This is a genomic window from Vibrio toranzoniae, from assembly GCF_024347655.1.
In the GTDB taxonomy this organism is placed as follows: domain Bacteria; phylum Pseudomonadota; class Gammaproteobacteria; order Enterobacterales; family Vibrionaceae; genus Vibrio; species Vibrio toranzoniae.
In genome coordinates this window covers 1484160-1507850 of sequence record NZ_AP025514.1, presented here as the reverse complement: position 1 = coordinate 1507850, position 23691 = coordinate 1484160, and the positions used below count along the sequence as shown (strand labels likewise).

Here is a 23691-nt window from a genome sequence, read left to right as displayed (position 1 = left end):
CTTGCAGTTAAACCCTTGAACAAGTAACGTTGCGGCGTTTTTCACATTAAAAAGGTAAATGCATTGATCTCCACAGCAAATATCACTCAACAATTCGGTGCTAAGCCACTTTTCGAAAATATTTCAGTTAAGTTCGGCGAGGGTAACCGTTACGGTTTAATCGGCGCGAATGGCTGTGGTAAATCGACGTTCATGAAGATCCTATCTGGTGAACTTGAGCCAAGTGCAGGTAACGTAAGCTACGATCCAAATGAGCGCGTTGCGAAGCTAAACCAAGACCAATTTGCTTACGAAGAATTCACGGTAATCGATACGGTTATCATGGGTCACAAAGAGCTTTGGGCTATCAAACAAGAACGTGACCGTATCTACTCGCTTCCAGAAATGAGCGAAGAAGATGGCATGAAGGTAGCTGATCTTGAAGTTCAGTTTGCTGAAATGGACGGTTACATGGCTGAAGCAAAAGCAGGTGAGCTTCTTCTTGCTGTAGGTATTGAAGAATCAATGCACTTCGGCCTAATGAGCGAAGTAGCACCGGGTTGGAAACTTCGTGTTCTATTGTCTCAAGTACTGTTTGCAGACCCGCATATCATGCTTCTTGACGAACCAACGAACAACTTGGATATGGACACGATTAAGTGGTTGGAAGATACGCTAAACCAACGTAACTGCACAATGATCATCATTTCGCACGACCGTCACTTCTTAAACTCAGTTTGTACACACATGGCTGATCTTGATTACGGTGAGCTTCGTCTTTACCCTGGTAACTACGATGAGTACATGACAGCAGCGACACAAGCTCGTGAGCGTCTACTTTCTGATAATGCGAAGAAGAAAGCACAAATCGCTGAACTACAAACGTTCGTTTCTCGTTTCTCAGCTAACGCATCTAAAGCGAAACAAGCGACATCTCGTGCTAAACAGATCGACAAAATTCAACTAGACGAAGTTAAAGCGTCTAGCCGTCAAAACCCGTTCATCCGTTTCGAACAGTCTAAAGAGCTATTCCGTAACGCACTTGTGGTTGAAAACCTATCTCAAGGTTTTGAAGAAGACCTTTACAGCAAGTTCGATGCGATTTTCGAAGTAGGCGAGCGTGTTGCTATTATTGGTGAGAACGGTGTGGGTAAAACAACGTTACTCAACACACTAGCAGGCGCTTTGGAACCTCGCACTGGTGAATACAAGTGGTCTGAAAACTCAAACATTGGTTACTATGCTCAAGATCATGCACATGACTTCGAGACAGACATGAACCTGTTTGACTGGATGAGCCAATGGCGTCAAGAAGGTGAAGACGAGCAAGTTGTCCGTGGCTTCCTTGGTCGTATGCTGTTTGGTCAAGATGATATCAAGAAGTCTGTAAAGGTTATCTCTGGTGGTGAGCAAGGTCGTATGCTTCTTGGCAAGATCATGATGCACAAACCAAACATCCTACTTATGGATGAACCAACGAACCACATGGATATGGAATCTATCGAAGCGCTTAACTTGGCTCTTGAGAACTACAAAGGCACATTGTTCTTCGTATCTCACGACCGCGTATTCGTAGACTCGCTAGCAACTCGTATCCTTGAGATCAAAGACGGCAAGATCAACGACTTCCGCGGTACTTACGCTGAGTTCTTGAAAGCACGTGGTTAAGTTTTAAGTTAGCCTTAACTTCCAACTCAATAGGTTGAGAATTAAGCTTTCAACTAAAAACGCCGTCAGACTGAAAAGCATGACGGCGTTTTTGTATTTATCTCTTGTGAGCCACTAACTCTTTACATCAGAACTCATCAGAACTTTACAATTAGAAACTGTTAGTGCACCACCAAATCGAACTTACGCTTTTTGTTCACCTGCTGATTATTCACCTTTTACATCGAATTCAATCTTTTCTGCGCCAGTAAACACTTGGAAACGAAGGCCTTTAGCGCGAGCAATGGTCGTGATGCCAAATTGCTGAGCCAAATCTAAGCCCATCTGTGTAACGCCAGAGCGTGATAGCAGAACAGGAATACCCATTTGCGCCACTTTGATGACCATTTCAGAGGTTAGACGACCAGTGGTGTAGAAAATCTTATCTGCGCCATCTTCTTTGTTAAGCCACATCTCACCGGCCAGGGTATCTACCGCGTTATGTCGGCCTACATCTTCAACAAACGATAGCACCTTGTCGTCTTTGCAAACTGCGCAACCATGAACTGCACCCGCTTTCTTGTACGTGTCGTTGTAATGAGTCAACGCTTCTAAAGCCGTATAGATTTCAGATTGCTTAATCTTGGTTTGAGGCACTTGGTAATCTTCCAATTGCTTCATTACGTTACCAAACATGGTGCCCTGACCGCAGCCAGAGGTCACTGTCTTCTTCTTAAGTGCTTGCTCAAGTTGGCTCGTGTCTTCTTTGGTGATAACCGCAGCAGAGCTGGTTTCCCAATCGATGATGATAGATTCAACCGCTTCAGGATCAGAAAGGAAGCTTTGGTTCTTCAAATAGCCTAACACTAACGCTTCAGGACGTGAGCCTAATGTCATCAGCGTGACTATCTCTTTCCAGTTCAACATAACGGTAAGAGGGCGCTCGCACGCGATTTGTTTCGTTAGCTTTTCGCCATATTCATCAAACACTTCAACTTCGATGGTCTGAAGTGGGTTTTCACTGGTTTTTATTATGTTTGGTTTTACCACAGTCATGTCCTACTTAATGAGACAGCGATGTTATGAGGTAAGAAGTCACAAGAGCCATCCTATGACTCTGTAGAATACATTTGTTCGCTGTAATTTATTCAGTCTTAGTTTTACTTTAACTCAAGCATTTAGCAATTCTCATTCCAAAATAACGGGGATTCCAAAAAACATGAAGCATTCGATGAAAATAGCGCAAAATAAGAGAGTTCGCCGGGGGAGCTGTCTGAACTTACGAGTATCGGCTAACGTTATAGGGTTAACTGACTAATGAAAGGCATTATGTAGGATAGTGAAAGTTATCGTGTATTGGCGTGTTTATTGCTATGTAGGGGTATATGATTGCGCTCAGTACAAAATGTCCTACGTGCATTCAGACCAAAGAAAATCAATTGGGTGAAGTATGTCTGAGATAAAAGAATACAAAGAACAATATCAAAAAACAGAAGCAACTTGGCCAATAGGTGTCCAAAGAATAGAGAAAGAGATCAAAACAGGTATCTGGGTAACCACGCAATGGGAATTAACTGGGTTTGAACTGTCACCAGAAGACGATACGCAAGACGTGTGTTTACTTCAGTTACACAAAGACGAACGTACTGACTACCGATTCAATTTAAGCTCTCAGCAACCGAAGCTTTTCTTAGTGATGGATAATGTTGATTCAGGTGTTAAGCCAATCATTCAATTGCTAACAGCTTCTCAAACCGTTGCTGGGCAATACATGGACGGAGACAACCAAGTGCTGTCTTACGACATGCCTCTGCCTGTACAAGCTTGGATGGAAGCATTCATTGGTCGTCATGGCGAGTTATTAGAAGCAAGGCGCAAGAAACGTAAAGGGGTGGGCAGATCAAATGGCAACTAACTTTTTTAGCCGTTGGTCTCAACGAAAGCTTGATGAGTCCACAGATGAGCCTTTTGAAGCAGAGCAAACACTGGAAGAAATAGAACTTACCTCCTCCGATTCTGTATCTTCTGAGATTCTATCTACTGATCTTTCACCTGCTGCTGCCGCAGAAGCACCTCAGCCTTTAGAAAGTGATGCTTTAGAAAACGATGAAGAAGCTCATGCTGTTGAATCCCAAGATACGGCATCAGAATCGGCTGAGGACTTGTCTGTTGCTCAACTATTAGTGTCGGAAGCCTCAGAAAGCGTAAAAAAGGCCGCATTGCGTAAATTGTTCCTCTCAGAAGAGTTTAACGTCCGTGATGGTTTAGACGATTATGATGACGATTACAGTAACTTGAAGTCTCTTTCTGAAGGCGTCGCAGAAACATTACGTGATTGGGTAAAAGACAAGACAGAAGAGGAAGCACCAAGCGATACCGAGCAAGTTACTGATAATGAGGAAGAAACTGTAATTAATGAGCTTGATGACTCTATTAATGAAGCGGAAAAGACCGAATCAGAACTTAGCGAAAGTGGCGAAATTGCCGGGGAAGAAAAGGAACTGTATAAAAACACAGTATCTGACAATGGTGATACTGAGACAATCGAAGATGACCTAAAAGAGGTGGGACAAAATATACCACACAAAGAATAGGTACATTTTGACTAAACACTCAATGAGCCGCTTGCGACAAAATGTCCCAAGCGGCTTTTTTATTTTCTAAAGAGACTCAGAATTACACTAATTCATTGAAAATAATGAATTATTAATTTGGCATGGCACTTGCTAAATAACGTTCACTATCGACTTTTTTGTAGATAGCTTGAGTAAGGTTGAATGGATAATGAATAGCTAACGAAACAATTAGCTGTTAACTGATTACTCAGCAAGTTCTCTAACGCTAACTACAATGAAGGTTGAACAGATTATCCATGTCCAAAGATGGAACTGAGCAATGCTTAAACAATTATTAGAACAAGCAACTTCAAATAACGCTAAAGCAAGACTGTATGCATTTGAAAATACAGTTGAGTTAACAAACCTAATTCCACCGACAGTCAGTTATGAGAGCGGGGGAAACACACTCATTATTGGTCCAACAAAGATCATTGAGAGTGCGGCTGCGCAATTACCTCAGTTAACGAGCCTAACTTTATTATCGACAGATGGCGAAAAGGGAACAAACCCAGAATTGTACTTCGCGAACGCGGTTCAAGTATCCGGTTTCCTTGGCACGTTTGAAGTTCTGATTGAGAGTAAAGGCACATCGAGCAATCTCGCCAAAGTGGCCATTAATCACGATTGTTTCGATGTGGTTTTAGACCTTTGCCTAAATAGCTGCATGACAGAAGAAGTGCCTGTTCCTGGTTATTACCCAGTCGGGCGCGGCTATCCCAAACTGGCTGAAGCGTTAGAAGAGATTCCAACGTTAATGGGGACATTTGATAAGCCTAAATTCTTCCGTTTAGACACAGACCTATGTGCGCACAGTTCACGTGGCGTTAAAGGCTGTGAGCGTTGTGTTGACGCTTGTCCTGCTGGTGCACTATCAAGTGAAGGATCGGACAAGACGGGTCACAAGATCGAGATTAACCCTTACCTATGTCAAGGTGTCGGAACTTGTGCAACAAGCTGTCCTACCGAAGCCATTACCTACGCGCTTCCAAATCCTGACGATACTCAAAAGTTCATTGAACGTACGCTAGCGAATTACGAGCAAGCGGGCGGTCTAGATCCTATCGTGCTTATCTGTAGCTCACGTCATGAAACCTACAATGTAATGGCACTTAAAGCGCTGCCAGATAACGTGATTCCGATTGTTGTCGAAGAATTGCCTTCTATCGGTATCGATACTTGGTTTGCAGCTTTAGTTAACGGCGCCACTCAGGTTCTGTTTGCAGCTTCTCGCTTTATGCCAGAAACCATCATTCGTGTTCTGAATAACGAAGTCGGGATCGCTCAAGAACTGCTAGACCAAATTGGTATCCCAAAAGAAACCATCGATATCCTTTATCTAGAATCGCTTCGCGAAGGTCCTCCGACACTGTGTGTGGATTCATTCGACCTTGCACTTGGCGATCTTCAAGGCAATAAGCGTCAACGTTTGTTCACAGCACTTGATGCGATGTCTTCGTCTCGTATTCCAGTTGAAAACATTGTTGAGCTTCCTTCGAATGCGCCATACGGCACGGTTTCGTGTGAAAGCAAAGATTGTACCTTGTGCATGAGTTGTGTGGCTGTGTGTCCAACACGTGCTCTGCATACCGACGGCGCATCTCCATCCCTTAAGTTTGTCGAACAAGATTGTATTCAATGTGGCCTATGTGAAAAGGCGTGTCCTGAGAATGTTCTCACTCTGACTCCTCGAATGAATTGGGTGAAAGAAGAACGTCAACAAGCGGTTGTGATTCATGAAGAGAAAGCAGCGGAATGTGTACGTTGTCATAAGCCATTCGCACCACAGTCTATGATTGACATGCTACAGAATAAGTTACGCGGTCACTCTCATTTCTCAGATGAGACAGCAATTAATCGTATTGCGATGTGTGAAGACTGTCGTGTGGTGGACATGTTCGATTCAATGGCTCAAGACCCATTGAAACAATTGAAATACTAGGAGTTGGCCTTGGATACTCATTTAGATCAAGCACAAGAACCTGAGCTCGCAAAAGAATTAAAGCAAGAACAAACACTAAGAACTGAAATATATCTGGTTCTTTCTGCACTTTTTCGTAGCGCACCTTCTGAAGAGGTGATTAATTTCCTAAAGACGCTAGACATTGAAGCGTCTGAAAGCGCGATGCAAAAGGCTTGGATTGCTATTAAACAAGCGGCAACCGAATCAAATCAAGAAGCATTAGAAGACGAATATCAAGACTTGTTCATCGGCATTGGTCGTGGGGAAGTGGTTCCATTCGGTTCTTGGCACAGAACAGGATCGATGATGGAAAAACCATTAGCTGAGATCCGTCACGATCTTGAATTGCTTGGCATTGAGCGTGATGAGCAGGTTAAAGAGCCTGAAGATCATATCGCGGCTCTCTGTGAAGTCATGGCGATGCTAACCGATGAAGAAGACGCGCTACAACAAGCCGTTTTCAATAAACATATCGGGCCTTGGTTTAACTCTTTTACGCGTCAACTTGAAGCCGCAGAGAGTGCGAACTTCTACAAATCGGCAGCTCAGCTGTGTGAAGCATTCCTAACGTTAGAGCAAGTGCGTTTTAGCGTTAATACAAAAAGCAGTAAACATAAATTAAAGATTGATGTGAAAAACGTCACTGATTACGAGTAATCGAGCAGTACGCGATTATATCGATAGAGGGGCATGAAGCCTCCAAAAAGATCTACCGCAAGGTAAGGAAGCAATGATGAAAGATAATAAAGAAATAGATACAAGCCGTAGAGACTTACTCAAAGGTTTAACGACTGCAGCCGTTGCTGGTGCCGTTGTCGCTGGAACAACTAAAGTGGCAACCGCTTCAGAAACGATTGAAATGCCTGAAAAAGACGTGAAGAAGACGGGCTATCGCGAAACGCAACATATTCGCGATTACTACGACACACTTTAGGAGATAACGGATGAAACTTGTCAAACGCTCCGATAGTGTGAGCAAAGAAACCAATCAGCTAGGTGTGTCTCGTCGCGCCTTCATGAAAAACACTTCACTTGCTGCTGGTGGCGCGGTTGTAGGCGCAAGTCTTTTCGCACCGGGCATGATGAAGAAAGCACAGGCTAAATCAGTCGACCCAGAAGCGAAAACAGAAGTGAAACGTACTATCTGTTCTCACTGTTCTGTGGGTTGTGGTATCTACGCTGAAGTTCAAAATGGCGTATGGACAGGTCAAGAACCTGCATTCGATCACCCATTTAACGCTGGTGGACACTGTGCAAAAGGTGCTGCACTGCGTGAGCATGGCCACGGTGAACGTCGTCTTAAGTACCCAATGAAATTGGAAGGCGGTAAGTGGAAGAAGCTTTCTTGGGAACAAGCGATTGAAGAAATCGGTAACAAAGCGCTAGAGCTTCGTAAAGAATCTGGCCCTGATTCGGTTTACTTCCTAGGCAGTGCAAAACACAGTAACGAGCAAGCTTACGCATTCCGTAAGATGGCGTCGCTTTGGGGCACCAACAACGTTGACCACCAAGCGCGAATTTGTCACTCAACCACAGTAGCCGGTGTTGCAAACACTTGGGGTTACGGTGCAATGACAAACTCGTTCAATGACATGCACAACTGTAAATCGATGCTGTTCATTGGCTCAAACCCAGCAGAAGCTCACCCAGTAGCGATGCAGCACATCTTGATCGCGAAAGAGAAGAACAACTGTAAGATCGTGGTTGCGGATCCTCGTCGTACACGTACCGCTGCGAAATCGGATCATTACGTATCATTGCGCCCTGGTTCAGATGTTGCCTTCATTTGGGGCATCTTATGGCATGTCTTTGCTAATAAATGGGAAGACAAAGAGTTCATTCGCCAACGTGTATTCGGCATGGAAGAAATCCGTGAAGAAGTGGCGAAGTGGAACCCAGCAGAAGTTGAACGTGTGACTGGCGTAAGCGAAGAAGACGTTTACCAAACTGCGAAACTACTGTCTGAAAACCGTCCGGGTTGTATTGTTTGGTGTATGGGTGGTACTCAACATACTACGGGTAACAACAACACACGTGCTTACTGTGTACTTGAGCTTGCGCTAGGTAACATCGGTAAATCAGGTGGCGGTGCAAACATTTTCCGTGGACACGATAACGTACAAGGCGCAACTGACCTTGGCGTACTGTCTGACACACTACCGGGCTACTACGGCTTGTCTGAAGGTTCTTGGCGTCACTGGTCTAAAGTTTGGGACATCGATTTTGACTGGGTAAAAGGCCGTTTCGACGACAACGCTTACGGTGGTCAAAAACCAATGAACAGTGCAGGTATTCCTGTGTCTCGTTGGGTTGATGGTGTACTTGAAGACAAAGACAAGATTCGTCAACGCGAAAACATCCGCGCGATGTTCTACTGGGGTCACGCAGTAAACTCTCAGACTCGTGGTCCTGAGATGAAGAAGGCGATGCAGAAGCTGGATATGATGGTGATTGTTGACCCATACCCAACGGTTGCAGCGGTAATGAACGATCGTACTGACGGCGTTTACCTGCTTCCAGCGACTACTCAATTTGAAACCTACGGCAGTGTAACTGCATCAAACCGTTCTTTACAGTGGCGTGACAAGGTGGTTGATCCTCTGTTCGAATCTAAGCCTGACCACGAAATCATGTACCTTCTTTCTAAGAAGCTTGGCTTCTCTGATCAGCTGTTCAAAAACATCCGTGTTGAGAACAACCAACCATTGATTGAAGACATTACTCGTGAATTCAACAAAGGTATGTGGACGATCGGTTACACAGGTCAAAGCCCAGAGCGTTTGAAAGAGCACCAACAAAACTGGCACACATTCCACAAAACAACGCTTGCTGCAGAAGGTGGCCCTGCGAACGGTGAGACTTACGGTCTTCCTTGGCCATGTTGGGGCAACCCAGAGATGAAACACCCAGGCACACATATCCTTTACGATACGTCTAAGCCTGTTGCAGAGGGCGGCGGTAACTTCCGTACTCGTTTCGGTGTGGAGTTCGAAGGTCAAAGCCTACTGGCTGAAGACAGTTACTCAAAAGGCAGCGAAATCAAAGACGGTTACCCAGAATTCAGTGACAAACTTCTGAAGCAACTTGGTTGGTGGGATGACCTAACGGTAGAAGAGAAAGCCTCTGCTGAAGGTAAAAACTGGAAGACCGACGTTTCTGGTGGCATCCAACGTGTGGCTATCAAGCACGGTTGTATTCCGTTTGGTAATGCAAAAGCGCGTGCGATTGTTTGGACATTCCCAGACAGAGTGCCACTACACCGTGAGCCACTTTACACACCACGTCGCGACCTAGTCGCTGATTACCCAACTTGGGACGACAAAGAAGCTATTTTCCGTGTACCTACGCTTTACAAGTCGATTCAAGAGCAAGACAAATCTGGTGAATACCCGATTATCCTGACTTCTGGTCGTCTGGTTGAATACGAAGGTGGTGGTGACGAGACTCGTTCTAACCCTTGGTTAGCAGAACTGCAACAAGAGATGTTTGTTGAAGTGAACCCAAAAGACGCAAACGACATCGGCTTCAAAGACGGTGACGATGTTTGGGTAGAGGGCGCAGAAAAAGGTCGTATTAAGGTGAAAGCGATGGTCACACGTCGTGTGAAACCGGGGCTGGCGTTCATCCCATTCCACTTCGGTGGTAAGTTCCAAGGCGAAGATTTGCGTTCTAAATACCCAGAAGGCACTGATCCTTACGTTATTGGTGAAGCTGCTAACACAGCAACCACATATGGTTACGACCCTGTCACGTTGATGCAGGAAACGAAAGTAACCCTTTGTAATATTCGTAAAGCGTAAGGAGTCTTAAAATGGCTAGAATGAAATTTCTTTGTGACACCAAACGTTGTATCGAATGTAACGGTTGTGTCACTGCATGTAAGAATGAAAATGACGATGCTCTGGAATGGGGTATTCAACGTCGCCGCGTTGTGACACTGAACGATGGTGAGCCGGGTGAAAACTCTATCTCAGTAGCATGTATGCACTGTACTGATGCACCTTGTATGGCAGTTTGCCCAGCAGACTGTTTTGAACATACAGAAGACGGCATCGTGCTTCACAATAAAGACCTGTGTATCGGTTGTGGTTACTGCTTGTTTGCTTGTCCGTTTGGCGCACCTCAATTCCCTAAACAGGAAGCGTTTGGTGAGCGCGGTAAAATGGACAAATGTACCTTCTGCGCTGGCGGCCCTGAAACAGAGCCAGGTTCTGTTGAAGAACGCCAAAAATACGGTGCGAACCGTATTGCTGAAGGTAAGCTACCAATGTGTGCTTCGCTTTGTTCGACAAAAGCGCTGCTTGCCGGTGATGCTGAGCAAGTCTCTGATATTTTCCGTCAGCGTGTTGTAGAACGCGGTGCGAAAGGTGCCGGTTGGACAGACGGCAACGACCTTTCTTACGATGCGATGAAGAGCTAGTTAGGAGAGACATATGCTTACAATGTTTAAGCGTCTCTTCCTTGTAGTGTTGCCGATGTTGGCAGCACTAACAATGCTGTCTCCTTTGAGTCATGCATCTGAGACGAACTCATCACAAACTCAATCGAGCTCTGCTGAAAGAGAAATCACACAACTTGCTGGCGCTGATTTTTGGCGACAAGTAAGAAATGGTGAGGAAGGTTACACGACCTCTCAATCGGCTGAGCACGGTGTGTTGATTAGTGCTCCAGGTCAAACGTGGTACATATTGAAAGAGAAGTGGATGTCACCAGCCGGTGCTGTCGCTATCTTTGGCAGTATTGCTTTTGTGACTTTGATGTACGTTGTGATTGGCCCGTTAATGCTAAGCGCACCAAGAACAGGCCGTAAGATCAAACGTTGGTCTCGACTTGATCGTGCATTGCACTGGAGCATGGCGTTTACCTTCTTAACACTGGCGTTCAGTGGTTTGATGTTGGTTTACGGTAAACACTTCTTGAAACCTTATGTCCCAACGGATCTATGGGGCTTCATTGTTCTACTGGCTAAGCAATACCATAACTACATTGGCCCGATCTTCTATGTGCTGTTGATGGCTGTTCTTATCAAGTGGTGGCGCAAGTCTATCTTCAAGATGGTCGATCTCCAGTGGTTCATGAAACTGGGTGGCATGGTTGGCAAGCATAAAGGTTCTCATCCATCGGCAGAATTCTCGAACGCGGGTGAAAAAGCGCTGTTTTGGCTTCTGATTGTGGTGGGTACTGTGGTTGCGTTTAGTGGCTTGGTATTGGACTTCCCAATTTTTGGTCAAACCCGTCGTGATATGGAACTTTCAAACCTCGTTCACATGTTGGCGGCTCTGATCCTTATTTGTGGTTTCGTGTTCCACATCTACATCGGCTTATTCGGTATGGAAGGCGCACTAGAAGGCATGGTAACCGGTGAAGTTGATGAGACTTGGGCTAAAGAGCACCATGACCTTTGGTACAAAGAAGTGATGGAACAAGAGAAAAACGGCGTTGAACAAAGCGCAAACGCAGCAACAGAGAAAACGGAAGGGGTGAATAAGAATGAACAAACCTCATAAAGGTATTTGGGTCGCTTACATACTAAGCTGCTTTACGCCATTTACTTGCCTTCTCTCTGGTGTGGTTGCCATCATCTACGCGGGCTATCGTTTAGATAAAGGCGAAGACGGCGAAGTAGTGGATACCCATTACTACGGCTTGATTCGCTCGTTCTTCTTGAACCTGACGTTCTTTGTGGTGCTTATTGTAACGGTAGCGACCTCTAATGGCGTGTTAATCGGTGTGAACGATTACTGGTATCAAAACCATATTATCGATGACATTGCTTACTACATTCCGTATGTAGGCGTGTTATTCGGTGGTGTTGCGATAGTGGTTTGGTTTATTCGTATGTATCAAGGTATGCAGCGTTTGAGTCAAAACTTACCGCAAAACCCTTCAACAGGCCCGAACTTGTAACGCTAACACGTTACATATCTAAAGAAAGCCCAGTGATTCATTTCCTGGGCTTTTTGTATTTAAGCATCTGGATAACTGTAAGCAGCTCTGACCCACTCAACTCTGAATAAAATTCGCCCCATTGACCGCTTCAATATGGTGCAATTCCCTCCGTTGGTGCAATCGTTCGTGTGACTTTTCCGCCCTCTAAGAATCAAAAAAGTGCAGCGGGAAATTTATTTAATTTTAATCAACAACTTAAAAGTTAATTCTGTTGCACGAAAATTACACCACGCAGTTGGAACACATCTTGCCTTCACTGTTGAGTCTTTAATTAATTACATTATTGAATCGCACGATATCAGTGCAAATCAGATAAAGCGAAGGAGAATGCTTTAATGAGTGAAACGGTGACTCAAGTTCATAGTGCAGTACAAACCCTTACCCAAAGTTCAGATACTTTATTCCTATTACTCGGCGCCATCATGGTCTTCTTGATGCACGCTGGCTTTGCATTTCTCGAAGTAGGTACCGTTCGAAAGAAGAACCAAGTCAATGCGCTGGTTAAGATCCTCTCGGATTTTGGTGTCTCCGCTATTGCTTACTTCTTTATTGGCTACTGGGTCGCTTACGGCGCGCACTTTTTTGCCGACGCGGAAACGCTATCGCAAGGGAATGGATACGAGCTGGTTAAGTTTTTCTTCCTAATGACCTTTGCCGCAGCAATCCCTGCGATCGTATCCGGTGGTATCGCAGAGCGTGCACGTTTCTATCCCATTTTGATTGCGACACTATTTACCGTTGGTTTCATTTACCCATTTTTTGAAGGCATCATTTGGAATGGTAACTTTGGTTTCCAAGCGTGGCTAGAAGGCCAATTTGGTTACGGATTCCACGACTTCGCAGGCTCTGTTGTCGTTCACGGTGTTGGCGGTTGGATTGCATTGGTCGCAGTTTACTTCTTAGGCATGCGTAAAGGTCGTATCCGGGCAGGTAAACACACCAACTTCGCACCATCGAACATTCCTTTCTTAGCATTAGGTTCGTGGATCTTATGTGTGGGTTGGTTTGGCTTCAACGTAATGTCTGCTCAAGCTATCAATGGCATCAGCGGCCTAGTGGCGATGAACTCATTAATGGCTATGGTTGGCGGTATTCTGGCGGCGCTTGTTACAGGTAAGAATGACCCAGGCTTTATCCATAATGGGCCTTTGGCTGGCTTAGTAGCGATTTGTGCAGGTTCAGACTTAATGCACCCATTAGGCGCGTTAGTGACTGGCGGCGTGGCAGGTGCATTGTTCGTCTACCTGTTCACGTACATGCAAAACAAAACACAGATTGATGATGTTCTAGGTGTATGGCCTCTGCACGGCGTGTGTGGCGCTTGGGGTGGCATTGCTGCTGGCATCTTCGGCTCACAAACATTATGGGGGCTAGGGGGTGTGAGTTTTGCTTCTCAAGTTGTCGGTACATTAGCGGGTATCGCTGTTGCTCTGACTGGTGCTTTGATTGTTTATGGCGTGTTGAGCAGACTAACGGGCTTACGTTTAAGTGAAGAAGACGAATTCAACGGCGCGGATCTTTCAATCCATAAGATCTCGTCTATCAACGAAGATTAACGTCGTTCACTTTGATGGGTTTAAGCTCGTCAAGTAGACACCAGTTAAACAAGACTAAGCGGCTTCGGCCGCTTTTTTGTGTTAGTTGAAAACACATCGAAAGCTTCGGTAAGAAAGCCAAGCGATAGACAATCGAGTTATGTCACAAATAACCAATGAATTCAGTTGGCTAAGACTATGGTCTAATCCCTAAAACTATTGTTGGAATTTGATCAGTGCTAAGCTGTTACAAAGTGACATATTGAAAAGGACGTTATATGCATTTCCCATATCGAAATATCGTAATTCTTACTGGCGCAGGTATTTCAGCGGAGTCGGGGATACAAACATTCCGATCACAAGACGGATTATGGGAAAACCATAAAATCGAAGATGTCGCGACACCTGAAGGCTTTGAAAAAGATCCAGACTTAGTACAAGAGTTTTACAACAAACGTCGTTCCGGATTGCAAAGTGACAGCATCCAGCCAAATTCAGCCCACAAGGCGCTAGGAGAGCTTGAAGACAAGCTTGATGGCAAAGTCACCATCATTACTCAAAACATCGACAACCTGCATGAGAGAGGCGGTAGCAGCAATATCATCCACATGCATGGTGAACTGCTTAAAGCACGTTGCAGCGAGTCGAATCAGGTTATCGACCATAAAGAGAACATCGAGACAGGCGAGCTATGTCACTGTTGTCAGATTCCCGCACAAATGCGTCCACACATTGTTTGGTTTGGTGAGATGCCATTGAGAATGGGCGACATCTATTCAGCACTGGAAGAAGCCGATCTGTTTATCTCAATTGGCACGTCTGGCGTGGTGTATCCAGCGGCGGGTTTTGTACATGACGCTAAAATGCATGGCGCACATACGATTGAAATCAACCTTGAGCCAAGCGCAGTAGAGAGCGAATTTGAAGAGAAGCGTTACGGTAAAGCGAGTATCGAAGTACCTAAGCTCGTTGAGGAACTGCTGAGCACGGAGCAAGGATCTTTAACGGCTTAATAAAGTATAAAACGATGACAGGCTGAGAGTTGCTCAGCCAGTTCTATCCGAGTCGCGTCTACCTGAAACCATTTAGATTAAAAAAGTAGTTATCGTTTTGTGTAGATCCATACAAAACACTTAAAACTCGTCTGTGTCAGATCGCTGGGCTTTTTTCATTACATACATCGCTTTATCAGATTCAATTAATGCTTGTTTAAAGTTTTCTCGTTGTGCAACTTCAATACCGTATGAAAATGATATGTCCTCATCGAGGAGTAGGTTAGTAACTTGTTTAATAAACTCCCCACCGCGACCAAGTTGAACGGTTGCTACAAACTCATCGCCGCCAACACGAAACACCATTTCATCTTCAAGTACCACCTGATTCAATGCTTGAGAGAAACGGACAATCATTAGGTCACCCTCTTGGTGCCCTTGGCGATCATTCACTTGTTTTAACCCATCTAAGTCGAAATAAATCAACTCAAACTCTTCAAGCTTAATCGCATCGAACTTTTTACGATTATATAAGCCTGTCAGCTCATCTTTCTTGCTTTGATCTTTTAAGTGGGTGTTTAATTTAGTGATACCTACGGCGATTAACAGAAAAGCTATTTGAAGTAAGCCATCTTCGAGAAAGGTATCAATGAGTTCATTTCGGTCAGCCCATTCATCGAGATATTGAACTTCACTCGATACATCATAAAATAGATTAAAGATAAGTAGCAGTGAGCCGAGCATAAGTGTTTTATTTCGGCGAATAGAACGGCGAGCAACAAAGCAGATATATGTCGTAATGACGAGCGTATTCGTTTCAAAGAACAGATCGTAATTAGAATCAACTTGAATAAGTGAGTTCAGCCCAAACAAAAGGAGTGACGTTAGAAGCGTTAAAATCACAACGAGTAGAATAGGGTTTGTTGGCATAACAAATAATACTCCGTATTGCTTCCTTTTAATCTTCTATAAAGTGTAGATAAAAATAAAGCGGCTTACGCCGCTTTATTAACCTCTCGGTAAAAATCTAGTTGTTTACTTTAAGTTTTTGGAAATACTCGTCATAAATGACGCTCGCTTCGCCAACTTCATCTTGCCAAACGCCGTTATCCATCACTGATTGTGGTGGGAAAATATTCTTATCTTCAGCAAATTCTTTTGGAAGAAGAGGGTAAGCCGTTTTAACTGGCGTCGGGTAACCGATCTCTAGAGCAATCTTAGCTGCGTTTTCAGGACGAAGAAGGAAGTCGATCATCTTATGTGCCGCTTCAGTGTTCTTAGCGCCTGATGGAATCGCTAGGCTGTCCATCCAGAAGATAGCGCCTTTCTCTGGCCAAATGATGTCAATTGTTGCGCCTTCTTGACGCGCCATGTAAGCAGAGCCATTCCAAAGCATACCAAGAGATACTTCACCCGCTAAGAAAGGGTTCGCAGGGAAATCTGAGTTGAATACCAATACGTTTGGCATTAGCTTACGCAGTTCTTCGTACGCTTCTTTGATTTCTTCAGGGTTAGTCGTGTTTGGAGAGTAACCTAGCTTAGACAGGGCAATGTGGAAAACCTCACGAGAGTCATCCATCATCATCAATTGACCTTCCCACTGCGTATCCCAAAGATCACCCCAGCCTTTAACTGAAGACTTATCTAGCATATCTGAGTTAATACCAATACCCGTTGCGCCCCAAATGTATGGGATCGAGTAGTTGTTGCTTGGGTCAAATGGCTTATCTAAGTAATTTGGGTCCAAATCTGCAAAGTGGCTTAGCTTAGTTTTATCAAGCTCTTGAAGCATGCCTTCTTTACGCATTTTAGAAACGAAGTAAGTCGAAGGAACCACTAGGTCATAACCTGTACCTTGAGTTTTTAACTTAGCGTACATGCTTTCGTTAGACTCATAGGTTGAGTAATAGACTTTAATGCCAGTTTCTTCGGTGAAGTCTTTTAGCACTTCATTTGGAATATATTCAGACCAGTTGTAAAAATACAGTTCTTGGTCAGCTGCGAAAGAGGGCGTAGAAAGTAAAGTAGCAGCACACAATGCGCCGGTATACAGTGTCTTTTTCATTACTGTTCCGTTCATTTGTTTGATTTGGAGCTGGGTAGTGAACCCAAAGTAAAAGGATTTTTAAAAATCGCGCTAGATTATATCAGCGATATAACAAAATAGGCAGCCTAAGCTACCTATTCATTGATATTCTTATTTTTAACTTGTTGATTATCTAAATAGCCTTGTTAAGTAAACCAATGACTTATTAGCATCTGGTGACCAGAGCAACTAGACAACTAACTCGCTTACTGACCGGCTTTAAGCTTCATGAAGTAATCTTCGTACTTCACGGTCTTGTCGCCAACCGCAGCTTGCCATTCAACACGGTCAAGGTCTTCTTGAGATGGGAACAGAGCAGGGCTATCTTTGAACTTCTCATTAGACGCTTTAACTGCCGTTAGGTAGCCAGTGTCGCGAGAGATTTGCTCTGCGATTTCAGGGCGAAGTAGGAAGTCGATCATCTTATGAGCCGCTTCTACGTTTACCGCACCAGAACTGATTGCGAAGTTATCAACCCAACCGATGCCGCCTTCTTTAGGGAAAACCAGTTTAATTGGTAACCCTTCATTTTGCGCTGCAGCCGCAGAACCGTTCCAAAGCATACCAAGACCTACTTCACCTGCCATGTACGGTGCGCCTGGATTGTCTGAGTTAAAGACGAGAACGTTTGGCATTAGCTTTTGCAGCTCAGCGTAAGCTTCGTCGATCTCTTTCTCGTTGGTTGTATTACCTGAATAACCTAACTTGCGCAGTGCGATGTGGAACACTTCACGCGTGTCGTCCATCATCATCAGCTGACCTTCAAGCTCCGGCTTCCATAGGTCAGTCCAGCTTTGGAAAGCTTCTGGGTCGTACATGTCTGTGTTAACAGCAAGACCCGTGATCGCGACTACGTGTGGAATAGAGTAGTCGTTGTTCGGATCATATGGCTTATCTAGATAGTTTGTATCTAGATTCGTAAAATTGTTTAGCTTGGTTTTGTCGATCTTTTGAAGCATGCCTTCGTCGCGCATTTTAGACACGAAGTAGATTGAAGGAACCACAAGGTCGTAACCTTTATTGTGTGTTTTTAGCTTTGCGTACAAAGTTTCATTCGATTCGTAAGTCGAGTAAATCACTTTGATGCCAGTTTCATCCGTGAACTGTTCTAAGATCTCACTGTTGATGTAAGGTCCCCAGTTCATGAATACCAACTCTTTGTTATCTTTTGCAAACGATGGTGCAGATAACATTGAAAGCGCACATGCACTACCAGCTAATAGAGTAGCCCATTTTTTCATTGACGTTAGCTCCAAACTAAACGTGCCCGAAGGCAGTAGATAGAAAAACAGAATGGCAATTTACCATTCTGTTTATGATTAACACTTTGTAGAACATGAAGTTTGTTAACTTCTTATCAAGTTCGTCTCTGTATAGAGTAGGAGACTTACTTGATCTTCTCTCTCGCTAATAACTGAGAAATAATCACCAGAACTAACGACACCACTAACATCACTGTTGCTAGGGCGTTTACCTCAGGAGAGATACCGACTTTAACCATTGAGTAAATCTTCAGTGGCAAGATTTCATAGGTTGGGCCCGTGACGAAAGAGCTGATGATCACGTCGTCCAAAGACAGAGTGAAGCTCAATAACCAACCCGCAGCAACCGCTGGCTTAGCAAGAGGCAGGATGATCTGTTTTAGAATCGTCCATTCGCTTGCCCCTAAGTCTTTTGCTGCTTCTAGCATTTTTACATCAAAGCCATTCAAGCGACTGTAGACCGTTACCACAACAAACGGCAGGCAGAAAGTAATGTGCGCGGCAAGTAGGGTAAAAAACCCAAGTTGCACACCCATTACCAAGAATAGCGCAAGAAGCGAAATCGCCATGACGATATCTGGTGACATCATTACGATGAAAAGCATGCCATTTACTACGCCTTTACCTTTGAATTGGTAACGGAATAGGGCTACTGCTGTCAGGCTTCCGACAATCGTTGCGGCTGTTGCTGAGAACACGGCTACGTTAATCGAGTGCCACGCGGCCTGCATTAGGCTGTCGTTGTTAATCAGCGCGTCATACCACTTAGTGGTAAAGCCACCCCATTTCATACCAAACTTATTGGCATTAAATGAGTTTGCAATCAATACGATAATAGGTAGGTATAGAAAAACGTATACCAGCGCCATAAAGCTGAACTTTACTGTGCGACCCATTAGTCTAGCTCCACTTTCTTATTCAATAACTTGCCTGCACGATAGTAGGCATAAAGCATCACGGCCATAGCGGTAGTCAGTGCAATACTGGTTGCAGCGCCAAACGGCCAATCACGAGCATTCAGCACTTGGCTCTTAATGACGTTACCGATCAACAGGTTCTTAGCACCGCCCAACAAATCTGAAATGTAAAACATTCCAAGCGCAGGGAGCAATACAAGTAAACAACCGCCGATAATGCCTGGCATTGTCAAAGGAAGTACGACTTTCAATAACGTTTGCAGTTTGTTCGCACCTAAATCTTTCGCGGCTTCTAAATACGTATCATCCAGTTTTTCAATCGCTGAATACAACGGCAGAATCATGAACGGAAGTAGGATATACACCAAACCGATCATCACTGCTGTTTCTGAGTACATGATACGTAACGGTTTATCGATAATGTCTAACGCTAATAAGCCTTTGTTCAACACGCCTTGAGTACCCAGCACCACTTTTAATCCGTAAGTACGGATCAAAGAGTTGGTCCAGAATGGCACAATCACTAGGAACAACATGATTGGACGCCATTTCGCCGGCATTTTTGCCACGATGTAAGCGAACGGGTAGCCAATGATTAAACAAAGTAGGGTTGCGACAATCGCCATATAGAAAGAGTGCATTAACACTTTAAAATACAGCGGGTCAGCCAAACGCACGTAGTTATCGAGAGTGAAGGTCATCTCGATCAAGTTCGCTTCATCACGAGTTAAGAAGCTAGTACCGATGATCATGATGTTTGGAATCATCACGAACAGCACCAACCAACCTGTGATTAAAGCAACAATCGCGTTTTGTAAATTAAACTTTTTGCTCATCTTCTAATACCACTTCCCAGCTCTCAACCCAAGTTACTGCAACTTTTTGGCCCAGTGAGTGATCAACATCAGGGTCATCTTCGTTGAAGAATTCGCTAACCATCACACGCATACCAGATTCAAGTTCTACCACTGAATCCAATGTCATGCCTTTATAGGTTCGCTCGACAATGTGACCAACAATACCGCGTTGCTCAGACTCTTTGATTTCTTCGATACGAAGATCTTCAGGGCGAAGCAATACTTGAAGTTTTTGACCCGGTGTTATGTCTTTATCGTGATAGATAACAGACTCTTCACCTTCGATTGTCGCAACAATGCGCTTTTCATCTAGACGAGATTTCGCTGTCGCTTCGAATACGTTAATTTCCCCAATGAAGCGAGCTACAAACAGGTTCTTAGGCTCTTCGTAGATCTCTCTCGGTGTGCCATCTTGTTCAATCACGCCATCACGCATAACAATAATGCGGTCAGACATAGACAGCGCTTCTTCTTGGTCGTGCGTTACAAAAATGAACGTGATACCAAGTTGGCGTTGTAATTGTTTAAGCTCGATTTGCATCTGTTTACGTAACTTGTAATCAAGAGCAGATAGAGATTCATCCAATAGAAGAACTTTAGGCTTATTAACGACAGCACGAGCGATGGCGATACGTTGCTGTTGGCCACCGGATAGCTGGTGTGGTTTTCGCTGTGCCATTTGTTCTAAGCGCACCATTTTTAAAGCTTCCATCACACGAGGTTCAATCTCGTTGCCTGGAACTTTCTGCATGCGTAAGCCAAATGCCACATTATCGAAGACAGTCATATGCGGGAATAGGGCATAGCTTTGGAATACAGTGTTAACATGCCTTTGTTCAGCAGGAACTTGGGTTACGTTCTGGTCAGCTAATAGTATTTGACCACTATCTGCCGTTTCAAAACCCGCAATCATTCTTAGTACGGTTGTTTTACCACAACCTGATGGGCCTAAAATCGTGAGAAACTCACCATGATTTACGTTTAGATCAAGATTACCGATAACTTCTTTGTCATCGAAACTTTTACTAATGCCAGTAAGTTGTACGACTGGCTTTCCTACTGATTTTTTAGCTTTCAACGTCTGTTTTTCTCCACCTTGGTTCTTTTTGACACCTGTTGCTATACACTTTTAAGGCGCGCATCATAATCACCAAAAACGTGAATTCAAAGCACTTTTTACCATTCGAAGATAAAAAATTTCGCAGGTAAAAGTAAACTTCTTTGACCATACTGATATTTACAAGCTTTACAGCCAAATAAGTGTTTAATTATTAATCATTAAGACTTAAAAGCAAAGCTTGTTACAGATTCATATTTTAGTTTATATCCGACATATGAGTATAATGAAGACAATTTTTTATCAATAAGTTAGGTGGCTTCGATAAAGTAAGTACACCTAGGTATCATTATGAACGACGACATCGAAAAAGATTTTAATTTAGGCGGTAGTATCAACCGCGCTCTTTCAGGAGATTATGAGCTCAAAGCAACGGCTGTATTCCAAGAGGCTTGGAAACAAACCATCAGTCACTTTCTTTCGTTCTCTCCTGCTATTGTTGCTCTGATGTTCGTGCAACTGGCCATTTTTTATATCGCATTAAAATTACAACTGGGTGATCCTGCGGTTATCCTAGATGCCGTTATAGACCCAGAGGCTTTCACCCCACAAATCGTTGAATCTATTTTCATTGCTAACTTTAGCTATGAAGTAGTCAGCGCTCCTATTTACGCTGGTATTAGCTTAATGGCAATGAGCCACGCCGCAGGCTTACAAACCAAGACTCGTCACATAGGTAAAGGTCTACAATTTACAGTGCCTGTTATCTTAGTCACTTTGTTCAGCCTTATGCTACAAGGTATCGCGGGGATGATACTCCCGTTCCTTTCTATCTACTTCTCACTTGCATTTAGCCATGCAATTCTGTTGATTTGCGATAAAAAAGTACCGCCAATGCAATCACTGTTGCTTTCTTTGCGGGCCGTAAACAAGAAAATCCTCACTATCGCGTCTATCTACTTAATGGTGATGTTGATGTTCATCATTGCGGCGATGATGTATGGCATTGGTTTAATTTTCGTTCTTCCATTCTTTTTCCACGTGAAAGGTATTCTTTACCGTGAAATGTTTGGCATTAAGTTAAAGCTTATAGCGTCAGGCAGACCAAAAGACGATGACGACAATAACGACGGCAGCGGTAATAACGACAGTAACAACAAAAACCCACAGGTGTTCGATGCATAATAATGTTCGCGCAAGCGCTGGAAAGTCACTCGCGCTTAAAGTAACAACACTGGCTCTTGTTGGATCTATCTCACTGATTGGTCCTTATATTTACCAAGAAGAGGAGCGTCGACGTACGACAGATCAAAGCTCCAATTCGACTGATCAGTTTGGTGACTTGACAGTTTCCTCAAGCACACCAAACTTTGCAGCCATTGATGATGTAAACAAGAAAAAAGACACCTTCTTTTCTTATCTACGTCCAAGCATCAACATCGAAAACAAACGCATAACTAAAGAGCGCGCGTTTTTGACTAAGGTTTCTGAATCAAGCATTGCGAACATCGATGCGGAAGATTTGTCATACGCTATAAGGTTAGGTAAATTGTACAGCTTGCCTGTGCCTTCATCAGGCTTAGATAAAGCTTGGCTTACAGAAATGTTTAATCGCGTAAACGTCTTGCCTGAAGCGCTTGTGTTAACTCAGGCGGCAAACGAGTCGGCTTGGGGGACATCGCGCTTTGCAACCCAAGCGAACAACTATTTCGGACACTGGTGTTACACCAAAGGTTGTGGTCTTGTTCCGCTACAACGTAACGAAGGTAGCTCCCATGAAGTGGCAACATTCTCTTCAAGCCAAGAGTCAGTACACCGTTACTTCATGAACCTTAACCGAAATCGTGCTTATGCTAATTTAAGAGCGATCCGCGCCAAGCTTGCGGCACGAGGCGATGATTTGCTAACGACAGGCACCGCTACAGAGCTTACCAATGGCTTGTTAAAATATTCTGAGCGAGGTTCAGACTATGTGACTGATTTACAAGCTATGATCCGTCACAACGAGGTATACTGGAAAAAGTAACTCGATTTGATATCAGTTGGCAGCCTTTCATAGTCGGCTAAGTCAATCTACATCACATAAAGAGCAGCTCACTGGCTGCTCTTTCTATTTATAAACGCTCAACTTCGACAAGATTATAAAAATGAAAAAGACAGCACTCGCTTTATTAGCCTCACTAAGCCTTGGGGTCTCTTTACCCGCTGCAGCACAAGAGTACATGTTCACGTATTCTAAGCTCTATACACAACTTAAAAACAACACCAAAGAAGGGCACGATGACGTCAAAGTTGCGGTCTTCTTTGTGGATCAACAAGCTAAAACAATTTGCCACATCAGCAAAGCCTGGATGGAAAAAGAAGAGCACTACGAAGAACTAAAAGTGTCTCCAACACATGAACTGCTTCTACCTGTCGACCAAAACCTCCGTTCAGCAAATCCTCTTATCTTTGTGCAAACGCAAGAGCAAGAATGTGCGTATTCTTTGGTTGTTATGACTCAAGAACCTTTGGCTGGAACGGTTGAAATTACGCAGCTGGAGAACCTACTACCACAAATGCAAACGATGCTAGAAGACGTCAGCGGTATGTTCTCCAGTTGGTTCACGCCGGACATCCAAGGGTTAACTTTAGAATTTGACAACAAACTTGAAGGCTACATAGCTTTGTCTAACGGTAAACAGATCCCAATCACACAAGGGCGCGCAAAGTTTACCCTAGCAGAATTGAATGGAAGTGACAGTATCACGTTACCAGAGCCAACCATTCGCGTATTACCGTACATTCCTGCGCAATAGAGTTTGCCGAACACGTATAACTAGAACTTAAACC

General features: G+C 44.0%; 22 protein-coding genes. 15 read left to right on the top strand and 7 right to left on the bottom strand.

The annotated features are described in order from the left end of the window. The first annotated feature begins 63 nt into the window (after window positions 1-63). A complete protein-coding gene (locus OCU50_RS06545; protein ID WP_017057276.1) occupies window positions 64-1647 on the top strand; it encodes an ABC-F family ATPase in 1584 nt (527 codons plus the stop codon). Window positions 1648-1854: 207 nt separating this feature from the next. Here the strand turns inward: OCU50_RS06545 and fdhD are convergent, their stop codons facing one another. Next, window positions 1855-2676: a formate dehydrogenase accessory sulfurtransferase FdhD gene (gene fdhD / locus OCU50_RS06540; protein WP_060467720.1), complete on the bottom strand. Its 822-nt coding sequence runs from the start codon at window positions 2674-2676 to the stop codon at window positions 1855-1857. Between the two features lie 400 nt (window positions 2677-3076). Here fdhD and OCU50_RS06535 point away from each other — a divergent pair, with 400 nt between their 5' ends. The 11 genes from OCU50_RS06535 to cobB all read left to right on the top strand — a co-directional run bounded on the left by OCU50_RS06535 (window position 3077) and on the right by cobB (window position 14701). Beyond that, window positions 3077-3541, top strand: coding sequence for a DUF3305 domain-containing protein (locus OCU50_RS06535; protein ID WP_060467675.1), 465 nt, complete (start codon window positions 3077-3079; stop codon window positions 3539-3541). After that, window positions 3531-4220 (top strand): DUF3306 domain-containing protein, encoded by a 690-nt coding sequence (locus OCU50_RS06530; RefSeq protein WP_060467674.1) that lies wholly within the window; start codon window positions 3531-3533, stop codon window positions 4218-4220. The genes OCU50_RS06535 and OCU50_RS06530 overlap by 11 nt, the downstream gene beginning before the upstream one ends. 301 nt (window positions 4221-4521) lie before the next feature. Next, window positions 4522-6183, top strand: a complete 1662-nt coding sequence (locus OCU50_RS06525) for a 4Fe-4S dicluster domain-containing protein (protein WP_060467673.1) — start codon at window positions 4522-4524, stop codon at window positions 6181-6183. Between the two features lie 9 nt (window positions 6184-6192). Then, a complete protein-coding gene (locus tag OCU50_RS06520) occupies window positions 6193-6861 on the top strand; it encodes a TorD/DmsD family molecular chaperone (protein WP_060467672.1) in 669 nt (222 codons plus the stop codon). A gap of 76 nt (window positions 6862-6937) precedes the next feature. Next, window positions 6938-7138: a twin-arginine translocation signal domain-containing protein gene (locus tag OCU50_RS06515; protein ID WP_060467671.1), complete on the top strand. Its 201-nt coding sequence runs from the start codon at window positions 6938-6940 to the stop codon at window positions 7136-7138. Window positions 7139-7148: 10 nt separating this feature from the next. After that, on the top strand, window positions 7149-10004 hold the full coding sequence (locus tag OCU50_RS06510; protein ID WP_060467670.1) for a formate dehydrogenase subunit alpha: 2856 nt from the start codon (window positions 7149-7151) through the stop codon (window positions 10002-10004). An 11-nt stretch (window positions 10005-10015) separates the two neighbouring features. Further along, entirely contained in the window at window positions 10016-10624 is a 609-nt protein-coding gene (fdh3B, locus tag OCU50_RS06505) for a formate dehydrogenase FDH3 subunit beta (protein ID WP_010440854.1), read from the top strand. 13 nt (window positions 10625-10637) lie between these two features. Further along, on the top strand, window positions 10638-11711 hold the full coding sequence (locus OCU50_RS06500; RefSeq protein ID WP_060467669.1) for a formate dehydrogenase subunit gamma: 1074 nt from the start codon (window positions 10638-10640) through the stop codon (window positions 11709-11711). Then, on the top strand, window positions 11695-12111 hold the full coding sequence (locus OCU50_RS06495) for a hypothetical protein (protein ID WP_060467668.1): 417 nt from the start codon (window positions 11695-11697) through the stop codon (window positions 12109-12111). The genes OCU50_RS06500 and OCU50_RS06495 overlap by 17 nt, the downstream gene beginning before the upstream one ends. A 377-nt stretch (window positions 12112-12488) precedes the next feature. After that, window positions 12489-13709: an ammonium transporter gene (locus OCU50_RS06490; protein WP_060467667.1), complete on the top strand. Its 1221-nt coding sequence runs from the start codon at window positions 12489-12491 to the stop codon at window positions 13707-13709. Between the two features lie 257 nt (window positions 13710-13966). Continuing rightward, on the top strand, window positions 13967-14701 hold the full coding sequence (cobB, locus tag OCU50_RS06485) for a Sir2 family NAD+-dependent deacetylase (protein WP_060467666.1): 735 nt from the start codon (window positions 13967-13969) through the stop codon (window positions 14699-14701). 120 nt (window positions 14702-14821) lie between these two features. Here the strand turns inward: cobB and OCU50_RS06480 are convergent, their stop codons facing one another. The 6 genes from OCU50_RS06480 to potA form a co-directional block, all read right to left on the bottom strand. Then, entirely contained in the window at window positions 14822-15610 is a 789-nt protein-coding gene (locus tag OCU50_RS06480; protein WP_060467665.1) for a GGDEF domain-containing protein, read from the bottom strand. 97 nt (window positions 15611-15707) lie between these two features. Continuing rightward, on the bottom strand, window positions 15708-16745 hold the full coding sequence (locus OCU50_RS06475; protein ID WP_060467664.1) for an extracellular solute-binding protein: 1038 nt from the start codon (window positions 16743-16745) through the stop codon (window positions 15708-15710). A gap of 227 nt (window positions 16746-16972) precedes the next feature. Then, on the bottom strand, window positions 16973-18007 hold the full coding sequence (locus tag OCU50_RS06470) for an extracellular solute-binding protein (protein ID WP_060467663.1): 1035 nt from the start codon (window positions 18005-18007) through the stop codon (window positions 16973-16975). A 146-nt stretch (window positions 18008-18153) separates the two neighbouring features. Further along, window positions 18154-18924 carry a spermidine/putrescine ABC transporter permease PotC gene (gene potC, locus OCU50_RS06465; protein ID WP_060467662.1) on the bottom strand — a complete coding sequence of 257 codons (771 nt, stop codon included), beginning with the start codon at window positions 18922-18924 and terminating at the stop codon, window positions 18154-18156. After that, window positions 18924-19781, bottom strand: coding sequence for a spermidine/putrescine ABC transporter permease PotB (gene potB, locus OCU50_RS06460; protein WP_060467661.1), 858 nt, complete (start codon window positions 19779-19781; stop codon window positions 18924-18926). Before potB ends, potC begins: the two co-directional genes overlap by 1 nt. After that, complete coding sequence (potA, locus tag OCU50_RS06455; RefSeq protein ID WP_060467660.1) at window positions 19765-20880, bottom strand: spermidine/putrescine ABC transporter ATP-binding protein PotA; 1116 nt, start codon at window positions 20878-20880, stop codon at window positions 19765-19767. Before potA ends, potB begins: the two co-directional genes overlap by 17 nt. Window positions 20881-21210: 330 nt before the next feature. Between potA and OCU50_RS06450 the strand changes: the two genes are divergently transcribed. From OCU50_RS06450 to OCU50_RS06440, 3 genes are all read left to right on the top strand, one after another. Beyond that, window positions 21211-22044 (top strand): DUF2189 domain-containing protein, encoded by an 834-nt coding sequence (locus OCU50_RS06450; RefSeq protein ID WP_060467659.1) that lies wholly within the window; start codon window positions 21211-21213, stop codon window positions 22042-22044. Further along, window positions 22037-22885 (top strand): glucosaminidase domain-containing protein, encoded by an 849-nt coding sequence (locus OCU50_RS06445; RefSeq protein ID WP_060467658.1) that lies wholly within the window; start codon window positions 22037-22039, stop codon window positions 22883-22885. Before OCU50_RS06450 ends, OCU50_RS06445 begins: the two co-directional genes overlap by 8 nt. A gap of 121 nt (window positions 22886-23006) precedes the next feature. Beyond that, window positions 23007-23657 carry a DUF2987 domain-containing protein gene (locus tag OCU50_RS06440; protein WP_060467657.1) on the top strand — a complete coding sequence of 217 codons (651 nt, stop codon included), beginning with the start codon at window positions 23007-23009 and terminating at the stop codon, window positions 23655-23657. Window positions 23658-23691 lie beyond the last annotated feature (34 nt).